This window comes from Austwickia chelonae (assembly GCF_003391095.1).
In the GTDB taxonomy this organism is placed as follows: Bacteria; Actinomycetota; Actinomycetes; order Actinomycetales; family Dermatophilaceae; genus Austwickia; species Austwickia chelonae_A.
Map to the genome: position 1 here is coordinate 2215624 of NZ_CP031447.1, position 21804 is coordinate 2237427.

Annotated in this window: 18 protein-coding genes and 1 tRNA gene; 1 reads left to right on the forward strand and 18 read right to left on the reverse strand. The window is 59.0% G+C overall.

All coding sequences use genetic code 11. The features are described from left to right. Position 1 precedes the first annotated feature (1 nt). Together rplC and rpsJ are read right to left on the reverse strand one after the other, a co-directional pair. Positions 2-658, reverse strand: a complete 657-nt coding sequence (gene rplC / locus DX923_RS09775) for a 50S ribosomal protein L3 (RefSeq protein WP_205413020.1) — start codon at positions 656-658, stop codon at positions 2-4. Between the two features lie 11 nt (positions 659-669). Beyond that, positions 670-978 (reverse strand): 30S ribosomal protein S10, encoded by a 309-nt coding sequence (gene rpsJ, locus DX923_RS09780; protein ID WP_006502853.1) that lies wholly within the window; start codon positions 976-978, stop codon positions 670-672. A 382-nt stretch (positions 979-1360) separates the two neighbouring features. Here rpsJ and DX923_RS09785 point away from each other — a divergent pair, with 382 nt between their 5' ends. Further along, positions 1361-2605 (forward strand): glycosyltransferase family 4 protein, encoded by a 1245-nt coding sequence (locus DX923_RS09785; protein ID WP_162872894.1) that lies wholly within the window; start codon positions 1361-1363, stop codon positions 2603-2605. 96 nt (positions 2606-2701) lie between these two features. On the opposite strand, the gene tuf is transcribed toward DX923_RS09785, so the two are convergent. From tuf to DX923_RS09865, 16 genes are all read right to left on the reverse strand, one after another. Beyond that, positions 2702-3895, reverse strand: a complete 1194-nt coding sequence (gene tuf, locus DX923_RS09790; RefSeq protein WP_116114482.1) for an elongation factor Tu — start codon at positions 3893-3895, stop codon at positions 2702-2704. Positions 3896-4019: 124 nt separating this feature from the next. After that, positions 4020-6122: an elongation factor G gene (fusA, locus tag DX923_RS09795; protein ID WP_116114485.1), complete on the reverse strand. Its 2103-nt coding sequence runs from the start codon at positions 6120-6122 to the stop codon at positions 4020-4022. Positions 6123-6240: 118 nt separating this feature from the next. Next, complete coding sequence (gene rpsG / locus DX923_RS09800; protein ID WP_116114487.1) at positions 6241-6711, reverse strand: 30S ribosomal protein S7; 471 nt, start codon at positions 6709-6711, stop codon at positions 6241-6243. Further along, positions 6711-7085 (reverse strand): 30S ribosomal protein S12, encoded by a 375-nt coding sequence (gene rpsL / locus DX923_RS09805; RefSeq protein ID WP_006502848.1) that lies wholly within the window; start codon positions 7083-7085, stop codon positions 6711-6713. Before rpsL ends, rpsG begins: the two co-directional genes overlap by 1 nt. Positions 7086-7471: 386 nt before the next feature. Further along, the gene (locus DX923_RS09810) at positions 7472-11362 is read right to left on the reverse strand and encodes a DNA-directed RNA polymerase subunit beta' (protein WP_116114489.1); all 3891 of its coding nucleotides are present in this window, start codon (positions 11360-11362) and stop codon (positions 7472-7474) included. 177 nt (positions 11363-11539) lie between these two features. Then, positions 11540-15025 carry a DNA-directed RNA polymerase subunit beta gene (gene rpoB / locus DX923_RS09815; protein WP_116116268.1) on the reverse strand — a complete coding sequence of 1162 codons (3486 nt, stop codon included), beginning with the start codon at positions 15023-15025 and terminating at the stop codon, positions 11540-11542. Positions 15026-15475: 450 nt separating this feature from the next. Next, complete coding sequence (gene rplL, locus DX923_RS09820) at positions 15476-15865, reverse strand: 50S ribosomal protein L7/L12 (protein WP_006502845.1); 390 nt, start codon at positions 15863-15865, stop codon at positions 15476-15478. A gap of 67 nt (positions 15866-15932) precedes the next feature. After that, the gene (rplJ, locus tag DX923_RS09825; RefSeq protein ID WP_116114491.1) at positions 15933-16550 is read right to left on the reverse strand and encodes a 50S ribosomal protein L10; all 618 of its coding nucleotides are present in this window, start codon (positions 16548-16550) and stop codon (positions 15933-15935) included. A 330-nt stretch (positions 16551-16880) separates the two neighbouring features. Next, positions 16881-17600 (reverse strand): 50S ribosomal protein L1, encoded by a 720-nt coding sequence (rplA, locus tag DX923_RS09830; RefSeq protein ID WP_116114493.1) that lies wholly within the window; start codon positions 17598-17600, stop codon positions 16881-16883. Between the two features lie 213 nt (positions 17601-17813). Beyond that, positions 17814-18242 (reverse strand): 50S ribosomal protein L11, encoded by a 429-nt coding sequence (gene rplK, locus DX923_RS09835; protein WP_116114495.1) that lies wholly within the window; start codon positions 18240-18242, stop codon positions 17814-17816. A gap of 98 nt (positions 18243-18340) precedes the next feature. Further along, the gene (nusG, locus tag DX923_RS09840; RefSeq protein ID WP_116114497.1) at positions 18341-19108 is read right to left on the reverse strand and encodes a transcription termination/antitermination protein NusG; all 768 of its coding nucleotides are present in this window, start codon (positions 19106-19108) and stop codon (positions 18341-18343) included. Between the two features lie 68 nt (positions 19109-19176). After that, positions 19177-19455, reverse strand: a complete 279-nt coding sequence (gene secE / locus DX923_RS09845) for a preprotein translocase subunit SecE (protein ID WP_240322587.1) — start codon at positions 19453-19455, stop codon at positions 19177-19179. Between the two features lie 131 nt (positions 19456-19586). Next, positions 19587-19659 (reverse strand) — tRNA-Trp (locus DX923_RS09850). Positions 19660-19815: 156 nt separating this feature from the next. Continuing rightward, positions 19816-20880 (reverse strand): UDP-N-acetylmuramate dehydrogenase, encoded by a 1065-nt coding sequence (locus DX923_RS09855; protein ID WP_116114501.1) that lies wholly within the window; start codon positions 20878-20880, stop codon positions 19816-19818. Next, positions 20880-21317, reverse strand: a complete 438-nt coding sequence (locus DX923_RS09860) for a MaoC/PaaZ C-terminal domain-containing protein (protein ID WP_116114503.1) — start codon at positions 21315-21317, stop codon at positions 20880-20882. The genes DX923_RS09855 and DX923_RS09860 overlap by 1 nt, the downstream gene beginning before the upstream one ends. Beyond that, positions 21314-21763, reverse strand: coding sequence for an FAS1-like dehydratase domain-containing protein (locus DX923_RS09865; RefSeq protein WP_116114505.1), 450 nt, complete (start codon positions 21761-21763; stop codon positions 21314-21316). The genes DX923_RS09860 and DX923_RS09865 overlap by 4 nt, the downstream gene beginning before the upstream one ends. Positions 21764-21804 lie beyond the last annotated feature (41 nt).

Consider the following 21804-nt stretch of genomic DNA (forward strand, 5'->3'; position numbering starts at 1 on the left):
GTCAGGCTCCCTTGGCAGCCGTGCGAACGAGGACGACGCCGCCACGGGGCCCAGGAACGGCACCCTTGATGAGCAGCAGGCCCTTCTCGGCGTCCACGGCGTGGATCGTCAGGTTCTGCGTGGTCTGGCGGACTCCACCCATGCGACCAGCCATCCGGACGCCCTTGAAGACACGTGCCGGAGTAGCACAGGCGCCGATCGAGCCCGGCTTGCGGTGGTTACGGTGGGCACCGTGTGAAGCGCTGACACCGGCAAAGCCGTGACGCTTCATCACACCGGCGAAGCCCTTACCCTTGGTCGTCCCAGAAACGTCGACCTTGGCGCCAGCTTCAAAAGCTTCGACCGTCAACTCTTGGCCAAGGGTGTATTCGTCTGCGTTCGCAGTGCGGATTTCCACCAGATAACGACGGGGAGTAACTCCCGCCTTGGTGAAGTGCCCCGTCTCCGGCTTGTTGACCTTACGAGGGTCAATTGCGCCGAAGCCGAGCTGGACAGCGCCGTAGCCATCGGTCTCGGGAGTGCGGACCTGGGTCACGACGCACGGACCGGCCTTGATGACGGTCACGGGCACGAGGCGGTTCTCGGCGTCCCAGACCTGGGTCATCCCGAGCTTCTCGCCCAGCACGCCGGTGACGGTGCGCTCAGCAGCGTTAGTCATGGGTGCGTCCTTCAGAGCTTGATCTCGATGTTCACGTCAGCCGGCAGGTCGAGACGCATCAGCGAGTCGACTGCCTTGGGCGTCGGATCGACGATGTCGATCAGACGCTTGTGCGTGCGCATCTCGAAGTGCTCGCGGCTGTCCTTGTACTTGTGTGGTGACCGGATGACGACGAAGACGTTCTTCTCCGTCGGGAGCGGCACTGGGCCCACCACCGTGGCGCCGGCGCGGGTGACCGTGTCGACAATCTTGCGCGCCGAGCTGTCGATGACCTCGTGGTCGTACGACTTCAGCCGGATGCGGATCTTCTGTCCCGCCATCGCTTCGTCTGACTCTCTCTCGTCGTTCCACTTATTCTGTGTTCGATGTGGATATCGATCCGACCCCCGCGGTCGGGCGTGTCGCCCTACCGACAGAGAGCACAGAACACCCACTTGGGGCTCCGTTGTCATCTCAATACCACTGGTCCTGACCCAGCCCTCGGCTCAGGACCAGCGCACGAACAAAATTCGTGGCAGCTAGTAACCTCTGTTCGAGGGACCGCGGCACAGCCTTAGAGGCGGCCCACGTGTCAAGCAACCTGTCTATAGTGCCAGAAGTGAACCCCTTAGGACAAATCGCGTCCCACAAATCAATATGGAGCGCAGCGCAACCTGCTCGGGCGCCCCGTCCGATTATTTTTCGTCACCCCTGGAGGATCCCTTGAAGGTCGGGTTTGTCACCCAGTACTACACACCCGAGCGAGGCGCCGCAGCACTGCCAGGCGTCATAGCGTCTGCGCTCGCTCGCCGCGGCCATGAAGTGAAAGTAGTAACCGCTTTCCCGAATTACCCCGATTCTCAAGTATATGCGGGATATCAGCAAAGCTGGCACCGCCAAGAAGAGATCGAGGGAGTCATCGTCCATCGAGCCCCGCACTACTTAAGCCACGACGACCGCGCCCTACGACGCATCGGCACCTACAGCACATTCGCTGCCACTGCCACTGTCCACGCACTCCGACACCTCAAAGATGTGGACGCAGTCTGGGTGCACTCCAGCCCCGCCACTGCTGCAGCACCAGCGATGGCTCTACGAGCGCGATTCGGCATCCCGTACGTGCTGCACATCCAGGACATATGGCCAGAAACAGTGACTGCGAGCGGGTTCGTCTCGGAAGGGACTTCACGGAAACTGGAAGCTGGCATACATCCCTTTACGGACCGCACTTATCGTCTCGCTTCTTCCGTTCAAGTTACTTCTCCAGGAATGATAAATAGGGTCAGGCTACGAGGAATACCCGAAGAAAAAATTGGATTCATACCGAATTGGTGCAATGAAGGGGCTTTCCGGCCTCTCCCCTGCAGCGCATCAATAAAAGATGAGCTCGGAATCGACAGGCCTTTCACCGTCATGTACGCCGGAGCAATGGGCGAAGTGCAAGGACTAGATACCGTTCTAGACGCCGCGAGCCTTCTTCGAGACCAGACAGAGATCGGCTTCGCCCTGATTGGCACAGGAGTCGCCCGACCCCGGCTCGAAGAAAGAGTCCATACAGAAGACATTCCCAACGTTCGCTTCATCGATCCTCAGCCCTTCGAGCAAATGGCCGAGGTAATGTCAGCTGCCGAGATGCAGCTGATCATCCTCAAAGATCTCCCCGTCTACCGACTGACTCTGCCCAGCAAAACTCAGGCAACCATGTCGGCAGGGCAACCCATGTTGGTGTCTGCCGCTGGTGATATTGCAGATATCGTGGATAGATACGCCACAGGCATCACATGCACCCCAGGTTCAGCACAAGCCCTGGCAGACGCGGTTATGCGCTCGTACAACGCTACTCCTGAGACCAGAGCCCTGTGGGCCAGCAACGCACGACGCGCATATGAAGAGCACTTCTGCGAAGAACGTGGTGTCGCCGCTATTGAAAGCGCGCTAGAAGCGGCTGTCACCAAAAGCCTGAACTAGTAGCCGCAAACATATGAGTGAGGGTCGAGGCTAACAGCCTCGACCCTCACTCATATCACTACGCAAGGTCACTTGCGCAGAAAAAGACCCATCAAATCACTTGATGATCTTGGTGACGCGGCCAGCACCCACGGTACGTCCACCCTCACGGATAGCGAACTTCAGGCCCTCTTCCATAGCGATGGGCTGGATGAGGTCGACTTTCATCTCAGTGTTGTCGCCAGGCATAACCATCTCTGTGCCCTCAGGAAGATGCACAACACCAGTCACGTCCGTGGTACGGAAGTAGAACTGAGGACGGTAGTTGTCGTAGAACGGCGTGTGCCGACCGCCCTCATCCTTGGACAGGATGTAGACGTTGCCTTCAAACTCCGTGTGCGGTGTGATCGAAGCAGGCTTGCACACAACCTGACCACGCTCGACCTCTTCACGCTTGATACCGCGAAGCAGCAGACCGACGTTCTCACCCGCACGACCCTCGTCCAGCAACTTACGGAACATCTCGATGCCCGTAACAGTGGTCTTGTGGGTCTTGTCATGGATACCGACGATCTCGACCTCCTCGTTCACCTTGAGGATGCCACGCTCGATACGGCCAGTAACGACCGTACCGCGACCGGTGATCGTGAAAACGTCCTCGATCGGCATGAGGAACGGCTTCTCGGTCTCACGCTGCGGCTCAGGGATGTAATCGTCAACCGCAGTCATGAGCTCAACGATGGCCTTGCCCCACTCAGCATCGCCCTCGAGCGCCTTCAGAGCGGAAACCTTGACAACCGGGAGGTCGTCGCCGGGGAACTCGTAGGACGAGAGGAGCTCACGAACCTCCATCTCGACAAGCTCAAGGATTTCCTCGTCGTCGACCATGTCGGTCTTGTTGAGAGCCACGACGATGTAGGGAACGCCAACCTGGCGAGCCAGGAGAACGTGTTCCTTCGTCTGAGGCATCGGACCGTCGGTCGCCGCGACCACGAGGATCGCGCCGTCCATCTGGGCCGCACCGGTGATCATGTTCTTCACGTAGTCGGCGTGACCGGGGCAGTCGACGTGAGCGTAGTGGCGCGTCTCGGTCTGGTACTCAACGTGAGCGATCGAGATCGTGATACCGCGCTGCCGCTCCTCAGGCGCCTTGTCGATCTCGTCGAACGGCGTGAAGGGGTTCAGTTCCGGGTACTGGTCGTGCAGAACCTTGGTAATAGCCGCCGTCAGCGTCGTCTTGCCGTGGTCGATGTGACCAATGGTGCCGATGTTGACGTGCGGCTTGGTCCGCTCGAACTTCGCCTTCGCCACTGGGGTCCTCCTGTTGGACTTGGTGTTCTAACGCCGTACGCCAGGGTGGACGTGGCGACGTATTACTTCGGGGGGAAATACTGCTGTTTGACGCAAAGGTCGTCAGCGGGTCAGTCTACCCGCCTCACTCGCCCCGCATCTTCTTGATGATCTCATCCGCCACGTTCCGCGGAACCTCCGCGTACGAGTCGAACTGCATGGTGTAGTTGGCCCTGCCCTGCGTCTTTGAACGGAGGTCTCCGACGTAACCGAACATCTCCGACAAGGGCACAAGAGCGCGTACCGACTTAGCACCACTGATGTCGTCCATGGACTGGATATGTCCACGGCGGCTGTTCAAGTCACCGATGACGTCGCCCATGTAATCCTCAGGCGTACGAACCTCGACAGCCATCATCGGCTCGAGCAGAACCGGCTCTGCCTTACGCACGGCTTCCTTCAAGACCATAGATCCCGCGATCTTGAAGGCCATTTCCGAGGAGTCGACGTCATGGTAGGCGCCGTCCAGCAGCGTAGCTTTGATACCCACCAACGGATAACCAGCAAGTACGCCCACCTGCATAGCGTCCTTGATTCCGTGGTCGACGCTCGGAATGTACTCGCGAGGAATACGGCCACCAGTGACCGCATTCTTGAACTCGTACATCTCGCCCTCGGTGGTCTCGAGAGGCTCGATGGTCACCTGAACCTTGGCATACTGACCAGATCCACCGGTCTGCTTCTTGTGCGTGTACTCAGCCTTCTCCACCTTGCGGCGAATAGTCTCACGGTAAGCCACCTGCGGTTTACCGACGTTGGCCTCAACCTTAAACTCGCGCCGCATACGGTCAACAAGGATATCTAGGTGGAGTTCCCCCATACCCTTAATAATCGTCTGGCCGGTCTCTTGATCCAACTCGACCTGGAAGGTCGGGTCTTCTTCTGCGAGCTTCTGGATAGCCGTAGAGAGCTTTTCCTGGTCGCCCTTGGTCTTCGGCTCAATCGCAACGTTGATAACCGGGTCCGGGAACGTCATCGACTCAAGAACGACATGATCATTCAAGTCACACAGAGTGTCGCCGGTCGTGGTGTCCTTAAGACCGATCATCGCGTAAATATGGCCAGCGGAGACCGAGTCGACAGGGTTCTCTTTGTTCGCATGCATCTGGAAGAGCTTCCCGATGCGTTCCTTCTTCTGCTTTGTCGAGTTGTAAACAGGCTGCCCGCCAGCAATGTGACCGGAATAAACCCGCACATAGGTCAAGCGGCCAAAGAAGGGGTGGCTGACAACTTTGAATGCCAGCGCTGCGAATGGCTCAGAAGCATCCGAGTGTCGGATAACTTCCTTCGTCTCGTCTTTCGGGTCGTGGCCGACCATTGCCGGAACATCCAAGGGCGCAGGCAGGTAATCAACGACCGCATCAAGCATGGGCTGTACGCCCTTGTTCTTGAACGCCGAACCACAGAATACGGGGTACGCCTCACCAGCGATCGTCAGCTTCCGGATGCCGGCTTTCAGTTCTTCAACTGTCAGCTCTTCGCCCTCAAGGTACTTCTCCATGAGAGAGTCATCGGACTCGGCAACCTTTTCAACGAGTTCCTGACGGTACTGCTCCGCCTGCTCGAGGAGATCCTCGGGAATCTCCTCAATGCTGTAGTCCTCGCCCTTCTGCACGTCACCGTGCCAGACGAAGGCCTTCATGCTCATGAGGTCGACCATGCCAGCAAAAGTGCTCTCAGCACCGATGGGGATCTGCATCACCAACGGGGTTGCCCCAAGACGATCGATAATCGTCCTGACCGTGAAGAAGAAGTCAGCGCCAAGCTTGTCCATCTTGTTCACGAAACAGATGCGCGGAACGTTGTACTTGTCCGCCTGCCGCCACACCGTCTCGGACTGAGGCTCGACACCCTCCTTCCCGTCGAAAACTGCTACCGCGCCGTCCAGAACACGCAGTGACCGCTCCACTTCGACAGTGAAGTCGACGTGGCCAGGTGTGTCGATGATGTTGACCTGGTGGTCTTTCCAGAAACAGGTGGTGGCAGCCGAGGTAATGGTGATACCTCGTTCTGCTTCCTGCTCCATCCAGTCCATCGTCGACGCACCATCGTGCGTCTCACCGATCTTGTAGTTGATACCGGTGTAGAACAGGATGCGCTCGGTGACAGTCGTCTTGCCGGCGTCGATGTGCGCCATGATGCCGATATTGCGAACCTTCGAAAGGTTCGTGAGGACATCCAGTGCCACTAGATCTCTCGTCTCGTCTCGTTGCGATAGTGGTCGTCGTTTCGGTGCCGCTTTTTACTGCCTGGCACCGAGAGCGCCCTGCGGCTCACAAGGAGCGAGCCGCAGGGCCTCGAGGTACTTACCAGCGGTAGTGCGCAAAAGCCTTGTTGGATTCGGCCATCTTGTGCGTGTCCTCACGCTTCTTCACGGATGCACCCAAGCCGTTGCTGGCGTCGAGGATCTCGTTCATGAGTCGTTCGGTCATGGTCTTCTCACGACGCTGACGGCTGTAGCCAACGAGCCAACGAAGAGCCAACGTCGTGGAGCGTCCCTGCCGCACCTCGACAGGAACCTGATAGGTCGCACCACCAACACGACGGCTACGAACCTCAAGTGTCGGCTTCACATTGTCGAGCGCACGCTTCAACGTGACAACCGGATCAGTACCGGTCTTCTCACGGCAACCTTCGAGTGCGCCGTATACGATTCGTTCGGCGATCGACTTCTTACCGTCGAGGAGAATCTTGTTCACAAGCTGGGTAACCAGCGGCGACCCGTAAACCGGGTCCACGACCAGGGGACGTTTCGGAGCGGGGCCTTTGCGAGGCATTACTTCTTCTCCCTCTTCGCGCCGTAACGGCTGCGGGCCTGCTGCCGATTCTTCACACCCTGGGTATCAAGCGACCCACGGATAATGCGGTAGCGGACACCCGGGAGATCCTTCACACGTCCGCCACGCACGAGCACGATCGAGTGCTCCTGCAGATTGTGACCAACGCCGGGAATGTAAGCCGTAACCTCGATGCCAGAGGTCAGCTTGACACGAGCGACCTTCCGCAGTGCCGAGTTCGGCTTCTTAGGTGTGGTGGTGTAGACGCGGGTGCAAACGCCGCGTCGCTGAGGACTGCCCTTCAGCGCAGGAGTCTTGGCCTTACTGGCCTTGTCCTGCCGTCCCTTGCGGACGAGCTGGTTGATGGTAGGCACAAACTCTCCGTGATCAATTCGTCGCGGCCAGCAGAAAGACTGCGTGACCTTCCTAGTAATCCTGTGTAGATGAAATCATCTAGACAGGTGCTCTCCCCTGCACTTTCGACATCTCCACGACTGTGCACAAAGGCTGCGTAGATAAGCCTCGGAGTACTGTCGACTGCCCGGCGAGAGGACAGCCCGGATCGCCTTTGGACCCGGTACATGCCTTTTCAGCGTACCGGGTGCACCTCTGCACTCCAAATCGCAGACTGGAAAACTTAACATTCGCTGCTTCCAGCCAGCGGCAAGCGAGTGCACCTGGCGCTGTCATCGTTGACAAGGAAATCGGTGATGTCCGGGATGAACATCTCAAACGCACATCCCGGACATCATCCGGTCGTTCAGTCCCTGTCCAACCCCAGCGAAGCATCGTCCAAGCGAACGGCTTCGCCAGTTCCCGGGCCAAAGACCGGGTAGTCGTACTGCTGGTAATCCGGCATCGCATACATCTCGGCCTTGGCCTCTTCAGTCGGCTCCACCTTGACATTGCGATACCTCGGAAGACCCGTTCCTGCGGGGATCAACTTACCGAGGATCACGTTTTCCTTCAGGCCCAACAGCGGATCGCTCTTGCCGTGGATCGCGGCGTCGGTGAGAACCCGGGTCGTCTCTTGGAACGAAGCCGCGGACAACCAGCTGTCTGTAGCCAGAGAGGCCTTCGTGATACCCATCAGTTCAGGACGCCCTGAAGCCGGTCGCCCGCCTTCAGTGACCACCCGACGGTTCTCTGTCTCGAAAGCGCCACGCTCAGCCATTGAACCCGGCAGAAGCTCAGCATCGCCAGCCTCGATGATGGTGACCCGACGGAGCATCTGACGAACGATGACCTCAATGTGTTTGTCGTGGATCGACACACCCTGTTGGCGATACACGTTCTGGACTTCGTCAACCAAGTGCATCTGCACCGCACGCGGGCCCTGGATACGCAGTACCTGTTTCGGGTCCACAGCTCCTTGGACCAGCTTGGTGCCTACAGCGACATGTTCGTCGTCAGTCACCAGAAGCCGCGCACGTTTGCTCACCGGGTAAGCGTGCTGTTCCGATCCGTCGTCAGGCGTCAACAGAATTCGACGTGCCTTATCGGTCTCTTCGATCTGGATCCGCCCGTTCGCTTCAGCGATCGGTGCCACTCCCTTCGGGGTACGTGCTTCGAAGAGCTCGACCACACGCGGAAGACCCTGCGTGATGTCGTCACCCGCGACACCACCGGTGTGGAAGGTACGCATCGTCAGCTGCGTGCCAGGCTCACCGATCGACTGAGCAGCGATGATCCCGACGGCTTCGCCGATGTCGACCAGCTTCCCGGTTGCCAGGCTCCGACCGTAACAACGCGCACATGTGCCGACATGGCTGTCACAGGTCAAGACCGAACGGACCTTCACCTTCTCCACACCCGCAGCAATCAGCTCTGCAATGACGACATCGCCCAGGTCAATGCCTGCTTCCGCCAACACCACGCCCTCTGCATCGACGATGTCCTCAGCCAGAGTCCGGGCGTACACGCTGGTTTCGACATCATCATGAATCGACAACGTGCCATCGGAGTTCTTCGTCGCGATCGGCATCGCCAATCCACGCTCAGTGCCACAGTCCTCCTCACGGATGATCACATCCTGCGAGACATCGACCAGACGACGGGTCAGGTAACCGGAGTCCGCAGTTCGCAGTGCGGTATCGGCCAATCCCTTACGAGCACCGTGAGTCGAGATGAAGAACTCGAGGACCGAAAGACCCTCACGGAAGTTCGACTTAATCGGACGCGGGATGATGTCGCCCTTCGGGTTAGACACTAGGCCTCGCATACCAGCGATCTGTCGCAGCTGCATCCAGTTACCACGCGCACCAGAGGACACCATGCGGAAGATCGGGTTTGTGCGAGGAAGATTAGTCTCCATCTCCTTAGCAACCTCGTTGGTCGCCTGGGTCCAGATCTCAATCAATTCTTGGCGACGCTCGTCATCGGTGATCAGGCCGCGTTCGTACTGAACCTGGACCTTTTCTGCCTTGGCTTCGTACCCCGCAAGGATCTCCCCCTTACGCGGCGGAGTAACCACGTCCGAGACGGACACCGTAGTACCCGAGCGCGTGGCCCAGTGGAAACCGGTCTCTTTCAAGGCGTCCAGGCTCGCGGCAACCTGCACCTTGCTGTACCGCTCAGCGAGGTCATTCACGATCGTTGACAGCCGCTTCTTGTCGACCGGGGCATCCACGAAGGAGTAGTCCAGCGGAAGCGTCCGGTTGAAGATCGCACGACCCAACGTCGTTTTCAGAGTCAGGTTGGCGACACGACCATCCTCGTCGGCCTCAGTTCCCTCAGGAAGTTCAACGCCAGCCGGCGGCACGGTGTCCATGACACGCAAAGTAATCGGCGAACCGATCTCCAGCTCACCTGCGTCAAAGGCCATCCTTGCCTCAGACTCGGTGCGGAAAGCACGCCCTGCGCCCTTACCTTCAGGCACTTCGCAGGTCAGGTGGAACAGACCGATGATCATGTCCTGTGTGGGCATGGTCACCGGACGTCCATCTGCCGGCTTAAGGATGTTGTTGCTGGACAACATGAGAATGCGCGCTTCAGCTTGCGCCTCCGAAGACAACGGCACGTGAACAGCCATCTGGTCGCCGTCGAAGTCCGCGTTGAACGCAGAACAGACCAACGGGTGAATCTGAACGGCTTTTCCTTCAACCAGTTGAGGTTCAAAGGCCTGGATACCGAGTCGGTGCAGAGTGGGAGCACGGTTGAGCAGGACCGGGTGTTCGGTGATGACCTCTTCGAGGACATCCCACACCACCGGCCGTGCCCGCTCAACCATGCGCTTAGCACTCTTGATGTTCTGCGCGTGGTCGAGGTCGACCAATCGCTTCATCACGAACGGCTTGAAGAGTTCCAAAGCCATCTGCTTAGGCAGACCGCACTGGTGCAACTTCAGCTGGGGGCCGACCACGATGACCGAACGACCTGAGTAGTCAACGCGCTTACCGAGCAGGTTCTGACGGAAACGCCCCTGCTTACCCTTCAGCATGTCGGACAAGGACTTCAGAGGCCTGTTGCCCGGTCCTGTCACCGGACGCCCACGACGTCCGTTGTCGAAGAGCGCGTCGACAGCTTCCTGAAGCATCCGCTTCTCATTGTTCACGATGATCTCAGGCGCGCCGAGATCCAAAAGGCGCTTCAGCCGGTTGTTCCGGTTGATAACCCGCCGGTAAAGGTCGTTGAGATCCGATGTGGCAAAGCGTCCGCCATCAAGCTGGACCATAGGACGCAGGTCCGGAGGAATCACAGGAACGCAATCGAGCACCATCGACACCGGGGAGTTTCCCGTCGTCTGGAAAGCAGTGACCACCCGCAGCCGCTTCAGCGCCCGAGTCTTACGCTGTCCTTTACCTGTGGCAATGATCTCCCTCAGCAGCTGCGCTTCGAGCTCGAGGTCGAAGGTCTCGAGCCGCTTCTGAAGTGCGGCTGCTCCCATCCCACCCTCGAAGTACATGCCATAGCGATCGCGCATTTCACGGTAGAGGATCTCGTCGCCCTCCAGGTCTTGGACCTTGAGGTTCTTGAACCTGTCCCACACCTGCTCGAGCCGCTCGACCTGGGCGTCCGCGCGCTTGCGGAGATTATTCATCTCACGTTCCGCACCCTCGCGAACCTTTCGACGAACGTCTCCCTTAGCGCCCTCTGCCTCCAGCTCGGCCAGGTCACTCTCCAGTTTCCGAGCGCGGTTCTCGATATCGGCGTCACGCTGATTCTCGATGACCTTCTTCTCGGACTGCAGCTGAGCTTCAAGGCTGGGCAGATCACGATGCCGCCCCTCCTCGTCAACCGAGGTGATCATGTAGGCAGCGAAGTAGATGACCTTTTCCAGGTCCTTCGGTGCCAGGTCGAGAAGATAACCCAACCGGCTCGGTACACCCTTGAAGTACCAGATATGAGTCACCGGAGCAGCGAGCTCAATATGTCCCATCCGCTCACGACGTACGCCGGAGCGGGTCACTTCCACGCCACAGCGTTCACAGATGATGCCTTTGAAGCGGACACGCTTGTACTTACCGCAGTAGCACTCCCAGTCCCGGGTCGGGCCGAAGATCTTCTCGCAGAAGAGCCCGTCCTTCTCCGGCTTCAGAGTGCGGTAGTTGATGGTCTCCGGCTTCTTGACCTCACCGTGGCTCCAGGCCCGGATGTCGTCGGCGCTTGCCAGCCCGATGCGCAACTCGTCGAAGAAGTTAACGTCCAGCACTTAGTGCTCCTCGCTTACGTTCCGTAAGTTCGTCTAGATGTCTTGTGATGCAGAGCTACTCAGACTTAGCTGAGCTAACCCCGCATATTCCGGGAACCGGATAACATTCCGGCTCCCTCGCTGCGGTCGGAAGCATTTTCAGCTACCGACCGCAGCTGGACGCGAGGGCAAACCGCCCTATACCTCTTCGACGCTGCTAGGTTCACGCCGGGACAAGTCGATGCCAAGCTCTTCAGCAGCTCGGAACACCTCCTGGTCAGGCTCACGCAGGTCGATGTGGGAACCATCGGAGGACAGAACCTCTACGTTCAAACAGAGGCTCTGCATTTCCTTGATCAGCACCTTGAACGACTCGGGGATACCCGGCTCGGGGATGTTCTCCCCCTTGACGATGGCTTCGTAGACCTTCACACGGCCAGTCACGTCATCAGACTTGATCGTCAAAAGCTCCTGCAGGGCGTAAGCGGCCCCATAAGCTTCCAACGCCCAGACTTCCATCTCACCGAAACGCTGGCCACCGAACTGGGCCTTTCCTCCGAGAGGCTGCTGAGTGATCATCGAGTACGGACCCGTGCTGCGTGCGTGGATCTTGTCATCCACCAGGTGGTGCAACTTCAGGATGTACATGTAGCCGACTGAGATCGGAGCAGGGAAAGGCTCGCCGGAGCGCCCGTCGAACAAACGCGCTTTCCCGGAAGCGCCGATGAGTCGCACGCCATCACGCGTCGGCAGCGTCGAGTCGAGTAGGCCAGTGATCTCATCTTCACGGGCGCCGTCGAACACTGGCGTCGCGACCCGGGTACCGGGTGCAACTTCCCGGACCTCATCCGCGATGTTCATAGCCCACTCGGGCTCGCCCTCGATCTTCCAGCCCCTGCTGGCAGCCCACCCCAGGTGAAGCTCCATGACCTGCCCGATATTCATTCGGCCAGGAACACCCAGCGGGTTCAGGATCACGTCAACCGATGTTCCGTCCTCAAGGAACGGCATATCTTCCACCGGGACGATCTTCGAGATAACGCCCTTGTTCCCGTGACGGCCTGCGAGCTTGTCCCCATCGGTGATCTTGCGACGGTTCGCCACATAGACCCGTACCAGCTGGTTGACGCCCGGAGGAAGTTCGTCCCCATCTTCACGGTCGAAGACCTTGACGTGGATAACGGTCCCGGTCTCTCCGTGAGGGACCTTCAACGAGGTGTCACGCACCTCGCGAGCTTTCTCACCGAAGATGGCGCGCAACAGGCGCTCTTCCGGAGTCAGCTCAGTTTCTCCCTTGGGAGTGACCTTGCCAACCAGCAGGTCTCCGTCCCGGACCTCTGCACCGATACGGATAATGCCGCGTTCATCGAGATCAGCCAGAACATCCTCGGAAACGTTCGGAATATCACGAGTGATCTCCTCTGGCCCCAGCTTGGTGTCGCGAGCATCGATCTCGTGCTCCTCGATGTGAATCGAGGACAGGACATCGTCCTGCACCAGTCGCTGCGAAAGGATAATCGCGTCTTCGTAGTTGAGACCTTCCCAGGGCATGAAGGCCACGAGGAGGTTCCGTCCGAGGCTCATCTCGCCACCATCAGTGGCCGGGCCATCAGCGACAACAGCGCCGGCTTCGAGCCGCTGGCCCTCGCTGACCACCACGCGCTGGTTGTAACACGTGCCCTGGTTAGAACGCATGAACTTCGCAATGCGATAGGTCTGGTGGGTGCCGTCGTCATTGGCCACGGTCACCATGTCCGCAGCAACCGACTCGACCACGCAGCCCTGCTTCACCCGGACGACGTCCCCGGAGTCAAGAGCCGCTCGGAACTCCATTCCTGTACCAACCAGTGGCGCCTCGCTACGGACGAGCGGAACCGCCTGGCGCTGCATGTTCGCTCCCATGAGCGCGCGGTTCGCATCGTCGTGCTCGAGGAAGGGAATCAGGGCTGTGGCGGCGGAAACCATCTGACGTGCAGAAACATCCATGTAGTCGACTTCCCCGCCCGGGACGTCGATTGCTTCTCCACCCTTAGTCCGGACGAGAACCCGTTCCTCCGCGAAGTGCCCGTCCTCCGTGAGCGGCGCATTCGCCTGCGCGATGACGAACTCGTCCTCCTCGTCTGCAGACAGGTAATGCACCTCGTCGCTGACCTGTCCTTCGACCACCTTGCGGTACGGCGTCTCGATAAATCCAAAGGGATTGATCCGCCCGTAGGAAGCAAGAGAACCGATCAGACCGATGTTCGGACCTTCAGGGGTCTCGATCGGGCACATACGGCCGTAGTGCGAGGAGTGGACGTCACGGACCTCCATACCCGCGCGGTCACGTGACAGACCGCCCGGACCCAGCGCAGAAAGACGACGCTTGTGGGTGAGCCCAGCCAAGGGATTGTTCTGGTCCATGAACTGCGACAACTGGCTGGTTCCGAAGAACTCCTTGATGGAGGCGACGACCGGCCGAATGTTGATCAGGGTCTGCGGCGTGATCGCTTCGACGTCCTGCGTCGTCATACGCTCACGCACAACCCGCTCCATACGGGAAAGTCCCGTACGAACCTGGTTCTGGATCAACTCGCCAACGTTGCGCAGACGACGGTTTCCGAAGTGGTCAATGTCGTCGACCTCAACACGGACGTCAACTTCAGCGCCATGCCGAACACCCTTCAGGGACGTCTCTCCCGCGTGCAATGCGACGAGGTAGCGGATGGTCGCCACCACGTCGTCCACGGTCAAGGTAGACGAAGACAGGTCAGCGTCGATCCCGAGCTTCTTGCTGAGCTTGTACCGCCCGACCTTGGCAAGGTCATAACGCTTCGGGTTGAAGTAGAGATTGTCCAGAAGAGCCTGAGCCGCTTCCCGTGTCGGGGGCTCACCCGGCCGCAGCTTGCGGTAGATGTCAAGCAGAGCCTCGTCCTGGCCTGCGGTGTGGTCCTTCTCCAGAGTGAGTCGCATCGACTCGTATTCTCCGAAGGTCTCCAGAATCTGAGCATCTGTCCAGCCCAGGGCTTTCAACAAGACCGTGACCGATTGCTTACGCTTCCGGTCCACGCGTACACCGACCATGTCGCGTTTGTCGATCTCGAACTCAAGCCAAGCACCCCTGCTCGGGATGACCTTGGCAGAGAAGATGTCCTTGTCTGAGGTCTTGTCGACAGATTGCTCGAAATAGACGCCAGGGCTACGCACCAGCTGGCTGACCACCACTCGTTCAGTGCCATTGATCACGAAAGTTCCGCGATCTGTCATGAGCGGGAAGTCGCCCATGAACACCGTCTGGCTCTTGATCTCGCCAGTGTTGTTATTCATGAACTCAGCAGTGACGAACAGCGGTGCGCTGTAAGTCATGTCGCGTTCTTTGCACTCTTCAATGGAGTACTTCTGCTCTTCGAAACGATGGTCCCGGAAGGACAGGGACATCGATCCTGCGAAGTCTTCGATCGGGGAGATCTCCTCGAAGATCTCCTCCAGTCCAGAACGCTCAGGCACGTCGTTACGGCCAGCTTCGATCGCGTCCTCGACACGTGCCTGCCACCGCTCGTTCCCGAGCAGCCAGTCAAAGCTCTCGGTCTGCAGGGCCAAGAGGTCAGGGACCTCGAGCGGCTCACGGATCTTGGCGAACGACACCCGGCCGGAAGCGGTGAGTGCGGTGGACATCTTCTGGTTCGCAATGCGCGAGGCAGCCAAGGAGGGTCCTTCCACGGGCCTTTGTCACGATAGGCGGTTTCCACGCTCACCCCGACACGCCACGTGAACCTGCTTCGACCTGGCATAAGCCACTGCTCAAGGCTCTTGCCTGAATCGGTCACAGGATCGCACGCGCATCGTCAACCATATAGAAATGGGCAGCGCAAATCAACAGCATACCGATACAGAAGCCGCAAGTCTAATCCATTCACAGGCAACCGATCCCGCTGGCTACTACAGGCCGCCAAGCCCACGCAGAGCATGGACCTGACAGGAGATGACTGCAAGCCATTGTGCTCATGAGAATGCACTGCAGTTGGTCACACGTCAAGATCCACCACAAAGGCGGGCCAGATCTCCGAAGAGATCTGGCCCGCCTTTGATATCACAAACTAACGTTCGCTGATACCAGCGAACTGTGCTCACAGCCCCGCTTCTACGGGGCCGCGATCACTTGAGCTCGACGGAGGCGCCAGCGCCCTCAAGGGCAGCCTTGGCCTTCTCCGCAGCGTCCTTGTCAACCTTCTCCAGAACCGGCTTCGGCGCACCGTCAACGAGGTCCTTGGCTTCCTTCAGGCCGAGGCTCGTCAGGGCGCGCACCTCCTTGATGACCTGGATCTTCTTGTCACCAGCGGCGGTCAGGATGACGTCGAACTCATCCTTCTCCTCCTCTGCAGCAGCGCCAGCGTCGCCTCCAGCAGCGGGGGCCATTGCCATCGCCATCGGAGCGGCTGCGGTGACCTCGAAGGTCTCCTCGAAGGCCTTGACGAACTCAGAGAGCTCGATCAGGGTCATCTCCTTGAACGCGTCGAGGAGCTCTTCAGTGCTGAGCTTGGCCATGATGGCTTCCTTCCTTGCTTCTGCCGTGAGTGGCTATGTGTGGAAATGAACTGCGACCCGAATGGGTTCAGCTCGCGTCGCCACCCTCGGCGACGTCGGCGGTGGCCTCTACATCTGCAGAGGCCGGGGTGTCCTGCGTCTCCCCTGCCGCAGCCGAGGAGACAGGCCCCTCGGCCTCGACCTTCGCGCGCAGCGCGTCGACAGTACGTGCAGCCTGCGACAGCGGTGCGGCGAAGAGGTAGACAGCCTGGCTGAGCGACGCCTTCATGGCGCCTGCCAGCTTGGCCAGCAGCACCTCGCGGGACTCGAGGTCCGCGAGCTTATTGATCTCCTCGGCCGAGAGCGTCTTACCGTCGAGGTAACCGCCCTTGATGACGAGGAGAGGGTTCGCCTTGGCGAAGTCACGCAGACTCTTGGCAGCTTCCACCGGGTCGCCCGTGATGAAGGCGATCGCAGAGGGCCCCGTCATCTTGCCCTCGAACGCCGTGACCCCGGCTTCCTTGGCAGCGATGTCGGTGAGCGTGTTCTTCACCACGGAGTACGTTCCGTTTTCACGCAGCGAGTTCCGCAGCTCCTTGAGCTGGGCCACGGTCAGACCGCGGTACTCCGTGAGAACGGCCGCATCGGACTCACGGAACTTGTCCCTGAGTTCGGCGATGGCTGCCTGCTTCTGCGGCGTTGCCATGGGGCCTCCTTCTCCTGGTGTGCCGGCACCCAGCAGCCCCACGAAAAAAGGCTCCCGGCGCAAGTCACGGGAGCCTAAAGGAACGCAAAAACGTCACCTTCGCATATCGTGGCCTGCGCCGGACACCCTAAATCGCTGTTCAGGGGCCTTCGGCTGCCTTCAGAATTAACCTGAAAGGCAGCAACCGGCGGTCATGGGTCGAAATGAATTCTACTAAGAACAGTCCCAGCAACCAAATCTGATCTAGCTAAAGAGCTCTCCACTTACTGTTGGAGGGGCTCGCTCATCGGATCCGATGAGCGAGCCCCTCCAACAATCAAGAAAAACAGATCAGCCGTTGGACTGGTCCTCGTCCATCAAGCTACGAGTCTTCGACGAGTCCAGCGGGATGCCCGGGCCCATCGTGGTCGACATCGTGGCCTTGGTGATGTAACGGCCCTTGCTGGCGGAAGGCTTCAGACGAAGAATCTCCTCCATCGCCGCAGCGTAGTTCTCGACCAGGGCCTCCTCGGAGAAAGAGGTCTTTCCGATGATGAAGTGGAGGTTACTGTGCTTGTCCACGCGGAACTCGATCTTTCCGCCCTTGATGTCGGTCACAGCCTTGGCAACATCCATCGTCACCGTTCCGGTCTTCGGGTTAGGCATCAAGCCGCGCGGGCCCAGAACCTTACCGAGGCGACCGACCTTACCCATGAGGTCCGGGGTCGCGACCACCGCGTCGAAATCAAGCCAGCCACCCTGGATCTTGGTAAGCAGCTCGTCTGATCCGACGTAGTCTGCTCCAGCTTCCTTGGCTGCTTCTGCGTTCGCGCCAGTGGCGAAAACGAGAACCCGAGCGGTCTTACCCGTCCCGTGAGGCAGGTTGACCGTGCCTCGCACCATCTGGTCAGCCTTACGAGGGTCGACACCCAACCGAAGTGCAACCTCGACAGTGGCGTCGTACTTGGTCGTGCTGGTCTCCTTGGCCAGACGCACAGCTGCCAGCGGTGCGTACAGCCGATCAGCCGAGATCTTTTCCGCTGCTGCGCGGTAAGACTTGCTGCGCTTCATGACTTCTCCTTGGATCATTTCGAAAGGAAAACGTGGTGCGGGCTAGCGCTGCCCTTCCACTGGTGTGGGCTGATCCGCGATAAACCAGAGTTCCTACAACGACAATTTCTGTCGAGGTAGCCTCAGAAGCTCTACTAACGGCGGTCAGCTCCAAAGCAGTGTTTCCTTGCCTCACACCGCAGATGACGAGAGAAGCAAGGGAACACTAAGAGGTCATTCGACCGTGACGCCCATAGAACGAGCTGTACCTGCGATGATCTTCATAGCCTGATCAATGTCGTTCGCGTTGAGATCGACCATCTTCTGTTGAGCGATCTCCCTGACCTGGTCCTGCGTCAGGTTGGCAACCTTGTTCTTGTGCGGCTCTCCAGAGCCCTTCGCAATGCCAGCAGCCTTCTTGATCATCTCAGCGGCCGGAGGCGTCTTGGTGACGAAGGTGAAGGAGCGGTCTTCGTAGACGGTGATCTCAACGGGGATCACGCTGCCACGCTGGGCCTCCGTCGCAGCATTGTACGCCTTGACGAACTCCATGATGTTGACACCATGCTGACCCAACGCCGGACCCACCGGGGGCGCCGGGGTGGCCTGGCCAGCCTGGATCTGAAGCTTGATGTAACCGGATACCTTCTTCTTGGGAGGCATATCGATCTGTCCTTCTCAGTGTTGTAGGCCTACGCCGTGGGCGATGACCTGGTTGCATGAAGGTACGGCGGTACCGCACCTGTGTTCTTCGTCCTCTATCAGATCTTCGCGACCTGGTTGAACGAAAGCTCGACGGGAGTTTCACGACCGAAGATCGAAACCAGAACCTTTAGTTTTTGTGTCTCCGGAATGACCTCGGAAATGGTGGCAGGCATCGTCTCGAAGGGACCCTCCATCACCGTGACGGATTCCCCGACCTCGAAGTCCACAGCGCTCGCGTCTGTCACGACCTTCGGCGCAGGTTTGGCAGCCCCGACCTTGGGCTCTTCCTCGATCGAGGGAGCCAGCATCGAGAAGACTTCGTCCAGGCTGAGCGGCACCGGAGAATAAGCATTTCCAACGAACCCAGTTACCCCAGGGGTGTGCCGGACTGTGCCCCAGCTCTCATCGGTGAGATCCATCCGGACGAGCACGTAACCGGGCATACGTACCCGACGCACCAGCTTCTTCTGTCCGTTTTTAATCTCGGTGACCTGTTCCATCGGCACCTCGACCTGGAAGATGTAGTCCTCCATGTTGAGGGACTGAGCTCGCTGCTCGAGGTTGGCCTTCACCCGGTTCTCATAACCAGCGTAGCTGTGGACCACATACCAATCGCCGGCCTGTCCTCGCAGCATGGCACGTAGCTCGTCCATGGCTTGGCTCTCGTCAGAGTCGACAGGAGCATCTACCGAGTCGGTCTCCGTTGCAGCTACTGCATCGGTCCCAGCCGCTGATTGTGCGAGAGCGGGCTCCTCGGCATCGGAGGTGACCCTGATGGGGTCGGCCCGGTCTTCCGAAACGTCGGAAGTCCACTGATCAGACACGTCGATGACCTTTCCTGTGCTAGCGGCCGACATCAAATGCCGGGGTCGTAACAGAGCTGGGGAAACAGCTAAGAATCTTTACCCGCAAACACCCAGAAGACAAGCTTGGTGAAGAGCGTGTCCATCCCGAAGACGAAAAGCATGATCACCACGACAAAAATGATGACCACAGTCGTGTAGGTAGCCCATTCCGAACGAGTAGGTCTGACAACCTTGCTCAGTTCGTCCAGGATCTGCCGGATGAAGAGGCCGATCGCTGCGAACACACCTCTACGCTGACCCGATTTCCGCTTATCAGAACGCGAAGAAGCGGAGCGCGAGGCGCCTGTCAGGCTGTCGTCGGCCACCGTTCTCATCTCCTGCGCTGATCGGCGCCACAGCGCATGCAGTGCTGTGGCGCCGGTGGCGGGTACTTATGTGAAGTGTTGTCCTGAATCAGTGCCGGATCCACCAAGATGATCGACTCGACACGTCACCGCAGGGCAGGAGGGACTCGAACCCCCAACCGCCGGTTTTGGAGACCGGTGCTCTGCCAATTGAGCCACTGCCCTATGGACTTTCTTACCCCACCATCCAGCGGCTCCTACAAGATGTCAAATACCTTGAAGGAGCACTTGGAAAAGCTTCGTAAGTGCGTCCGAGGGTAGAGCATACGTGAACACATGCCTGACTGGCCAACCAGGCACCCCGTAACCGGGTTCAAGAGGTCACAGAGACAGCCCCACCATGATCGGTTCGTTCACGAGCGTGACTCCGAAGGCGCCCTGGACCCCTTCCCGGACCTGCCTAGCGAGTGCAATCACATCCGCGGCTCGCGCCTGCCCACGGTTCGTCACCGCCAGCACATGTTTGGTCGATAGTGCAGCGGGCCCAGGAAGCCCGTGTCCCTTACCGAATCCGGCCTGAGCAATCAACCACGCCGCGCTAGTTTTGATCTGCCCTGCCCCTGACGGAAAACGCGGCACAGAGGAGTAGCGCTCCGATCCCGCGGCTTTTCGGGACAGAGCCTCGAACTCGTCCTCGGAGAGCACCGGATTCATGAAGAACGAACCACAGCTCCACGTGTCATGGTCTGCGAGATCGAGCAACATACCGCGCATCCGACGCTGCGCCAGCACGGCCTCACGCACCTCGGTGAGATCCCGCCGGTCCCCTTGGACCGCGTCCAGACCTTTAGTCAGGTCTGCATAGGCCAGCGGCTGAGACAGGCGACTCCGCTCCAGTCTGAAAAATACGTCCAAAACCACGTATCGGTCCGAGTGTTTAAACCGACTGTTTCGATAGCTGAAGTTGCACTCCTCGTTGGAGAGTTCTTCAACCTTCCCCGAGCGTCGGTCCCATGCCCGCACTTTCTCGATGGTCTGCGACACATCCTGGCCATAGGCGCCAACGTTCTGCACCGGAGTCGCACCCACCATCCCCGGAATGCCAGCCAAGGATTCAACCCCGGACCATCCTTCGGTGACAGCGCGGTCCACAAAGGTCCCCCAGGACTCACCTGCAGCTACTTGGACCAGGACCGTGTCGGCGTCCGCTTCCTCCACAGATACCCCGTTTGAAAGAACCCTGACGACTGTGCCGTCGAATCCGGCGTCCCCGATCAACAGATTTGAGCCGCCAGAAAGTAGCAGGACACGCTCGGAATCCCGATCTGCTTTCTGTACTGCGGAAATGATCTCCTCCGCTGACCGAGCCGAGACGAGCCTGCGAGCAGGACCACCCACCCGCATTGTCGTCAGAAGCGCCAGCTCGACATCGGCTTGTGCATCCATCAGTTCCCAGCCTTCTCCTGGTCGGAAGCCAATACCACTCTCGTCCTCGAGAGCACTTTCTCCTGGCCACACCGGACTTCGAGCTCAATCACCACGCCACACGCAGTGACCTCCTTCACCTGTCCAGTCGCCACGATCTCTACAACGCCTGAGGGCGGAACGACGACAGGAGCCACGAACTTCGTGCTGTAACTCCTGACCACAGACGGATCGACCATCAGCGTACTGAGCACCTCGACGGCAGCTCCCATGGTCCACATGCCGTGAGCGATCACATCCGGTAAGCCCACCGACCGTGCGAACTGTTCATCCCAATGAATGCGATTATGGTCACCACTTGCCGCAGCGTAGGCGACCAGTCGTTCACGATCGACAGTGACCTTCAGCGGCCCTAGACAATCCCCCACTGTCAGCTGTGACACCTTCGACAACGTCATGAGGTTTCCTCCGCTCGGACAAGCATCATGGAAACGACATCTCCTACACGGATGCCTTCGACAAATAGCTCACAACGGGTCGTGACCATCCCATTCCCCCGAACCATGCGCGCTCGATCAACGTGGAGAACCGCTGTCACCTCATCTCCAGCGACCAGTGGGGAAGACATCTCAAAACGCTCTTCGGCGTGGACCACTCTGGAGAAATCGATCCCGGCCTGCGGATCGGTGATGTATTGCGCTTCGCATCGCTGCGCGATGACCACGGCATAAGTGGGAGGCGCGACCACGTCTCGATAACCAGCTGCTCGGGCGGCTTCTACCTCATGATGCAAAGGGGATCGCGCGCCGACTGCACGAGCAAAATCTCGTACGGCCTCCCGCCCGATGAGGAAAGGCGGGCTCGGGTCGTAGGTCCGGCCCTCGAAATCGGAGTTCACAGCCATATCGGTCAGCCTAGAACACCCGAAGAATGTCTTTGGCGGTC

Bases quoted from the DNA above. Each gene is read 5' to 3' on its own strand.
- rplC (WP_205413020.1), bottom strand. From the start codon at position 658: ATGACTAACGCTGCTGAGCGCACCGTCACCGGCGTGCTGGGCGAGAAG.
- rpsJ (WP_006502853.1), bottom strand. From the start codon at position 978: ATGGCGGGACAGAAGATCCGCATCCGGCTGAAGTCGTACGACCACGAG.
- rpsG (WP_116114487.1), bottom strand. From the start codon at position 6,711: ATGCCTCGCAAAGGCCCCGCTCCGAAACGTCCCCTGGTCGTGGACCCG.
- rplL (WP_006502845.1), bottom strand. From the start codon at position 15,865: ATGGCCAAGCTCAGCACTGAAGAGCTCCTCGACGCGTTCAAGGAGATG.
- rplJ (WP_116114491.1), bottom strand. From the start codon at position 16,550: ATGGCAACGCCGCAGAAGCAGGCAGCCATCGCCGAACTCAGGGACAAG.
- rplA (WP_116114493.1), bottom strand. From the start codon at position 17,600: ATGAAGCGCAGCAAGTCTTACCGCGCAGCAGCGGAAAAGATCTCGGCT.
- rplK (WP_116114495.1), bottom strand. From the start codon at position 18,242: ATGCCTCCCAAGAAGAAGGTATCCGGTTACATCAAGCTTCAGATCCAG.
- DX923_RS09855 (WP_116114501.1), bottom strand. From the start codon at position 20,880: ATGGATGCACAAGCCGATGTCGAGCTGGCGCTTCTGACGACAATGCGG.
- DX923_RS09860 (WP_116114503.1), bottom strand. From the start codon at position 21,317: ATGACGTTGTCGAAGGTGTCACAGCTGACAGTGGGGGATTGTCTAGGG.
- DX923_RS09865 (WP_116114505.1), bottom strand. From the start codon at position 21,763: ATGGCTGTGAACTCCGATTTCGAGGGCCGGACCTACGACCCGAGCCCG.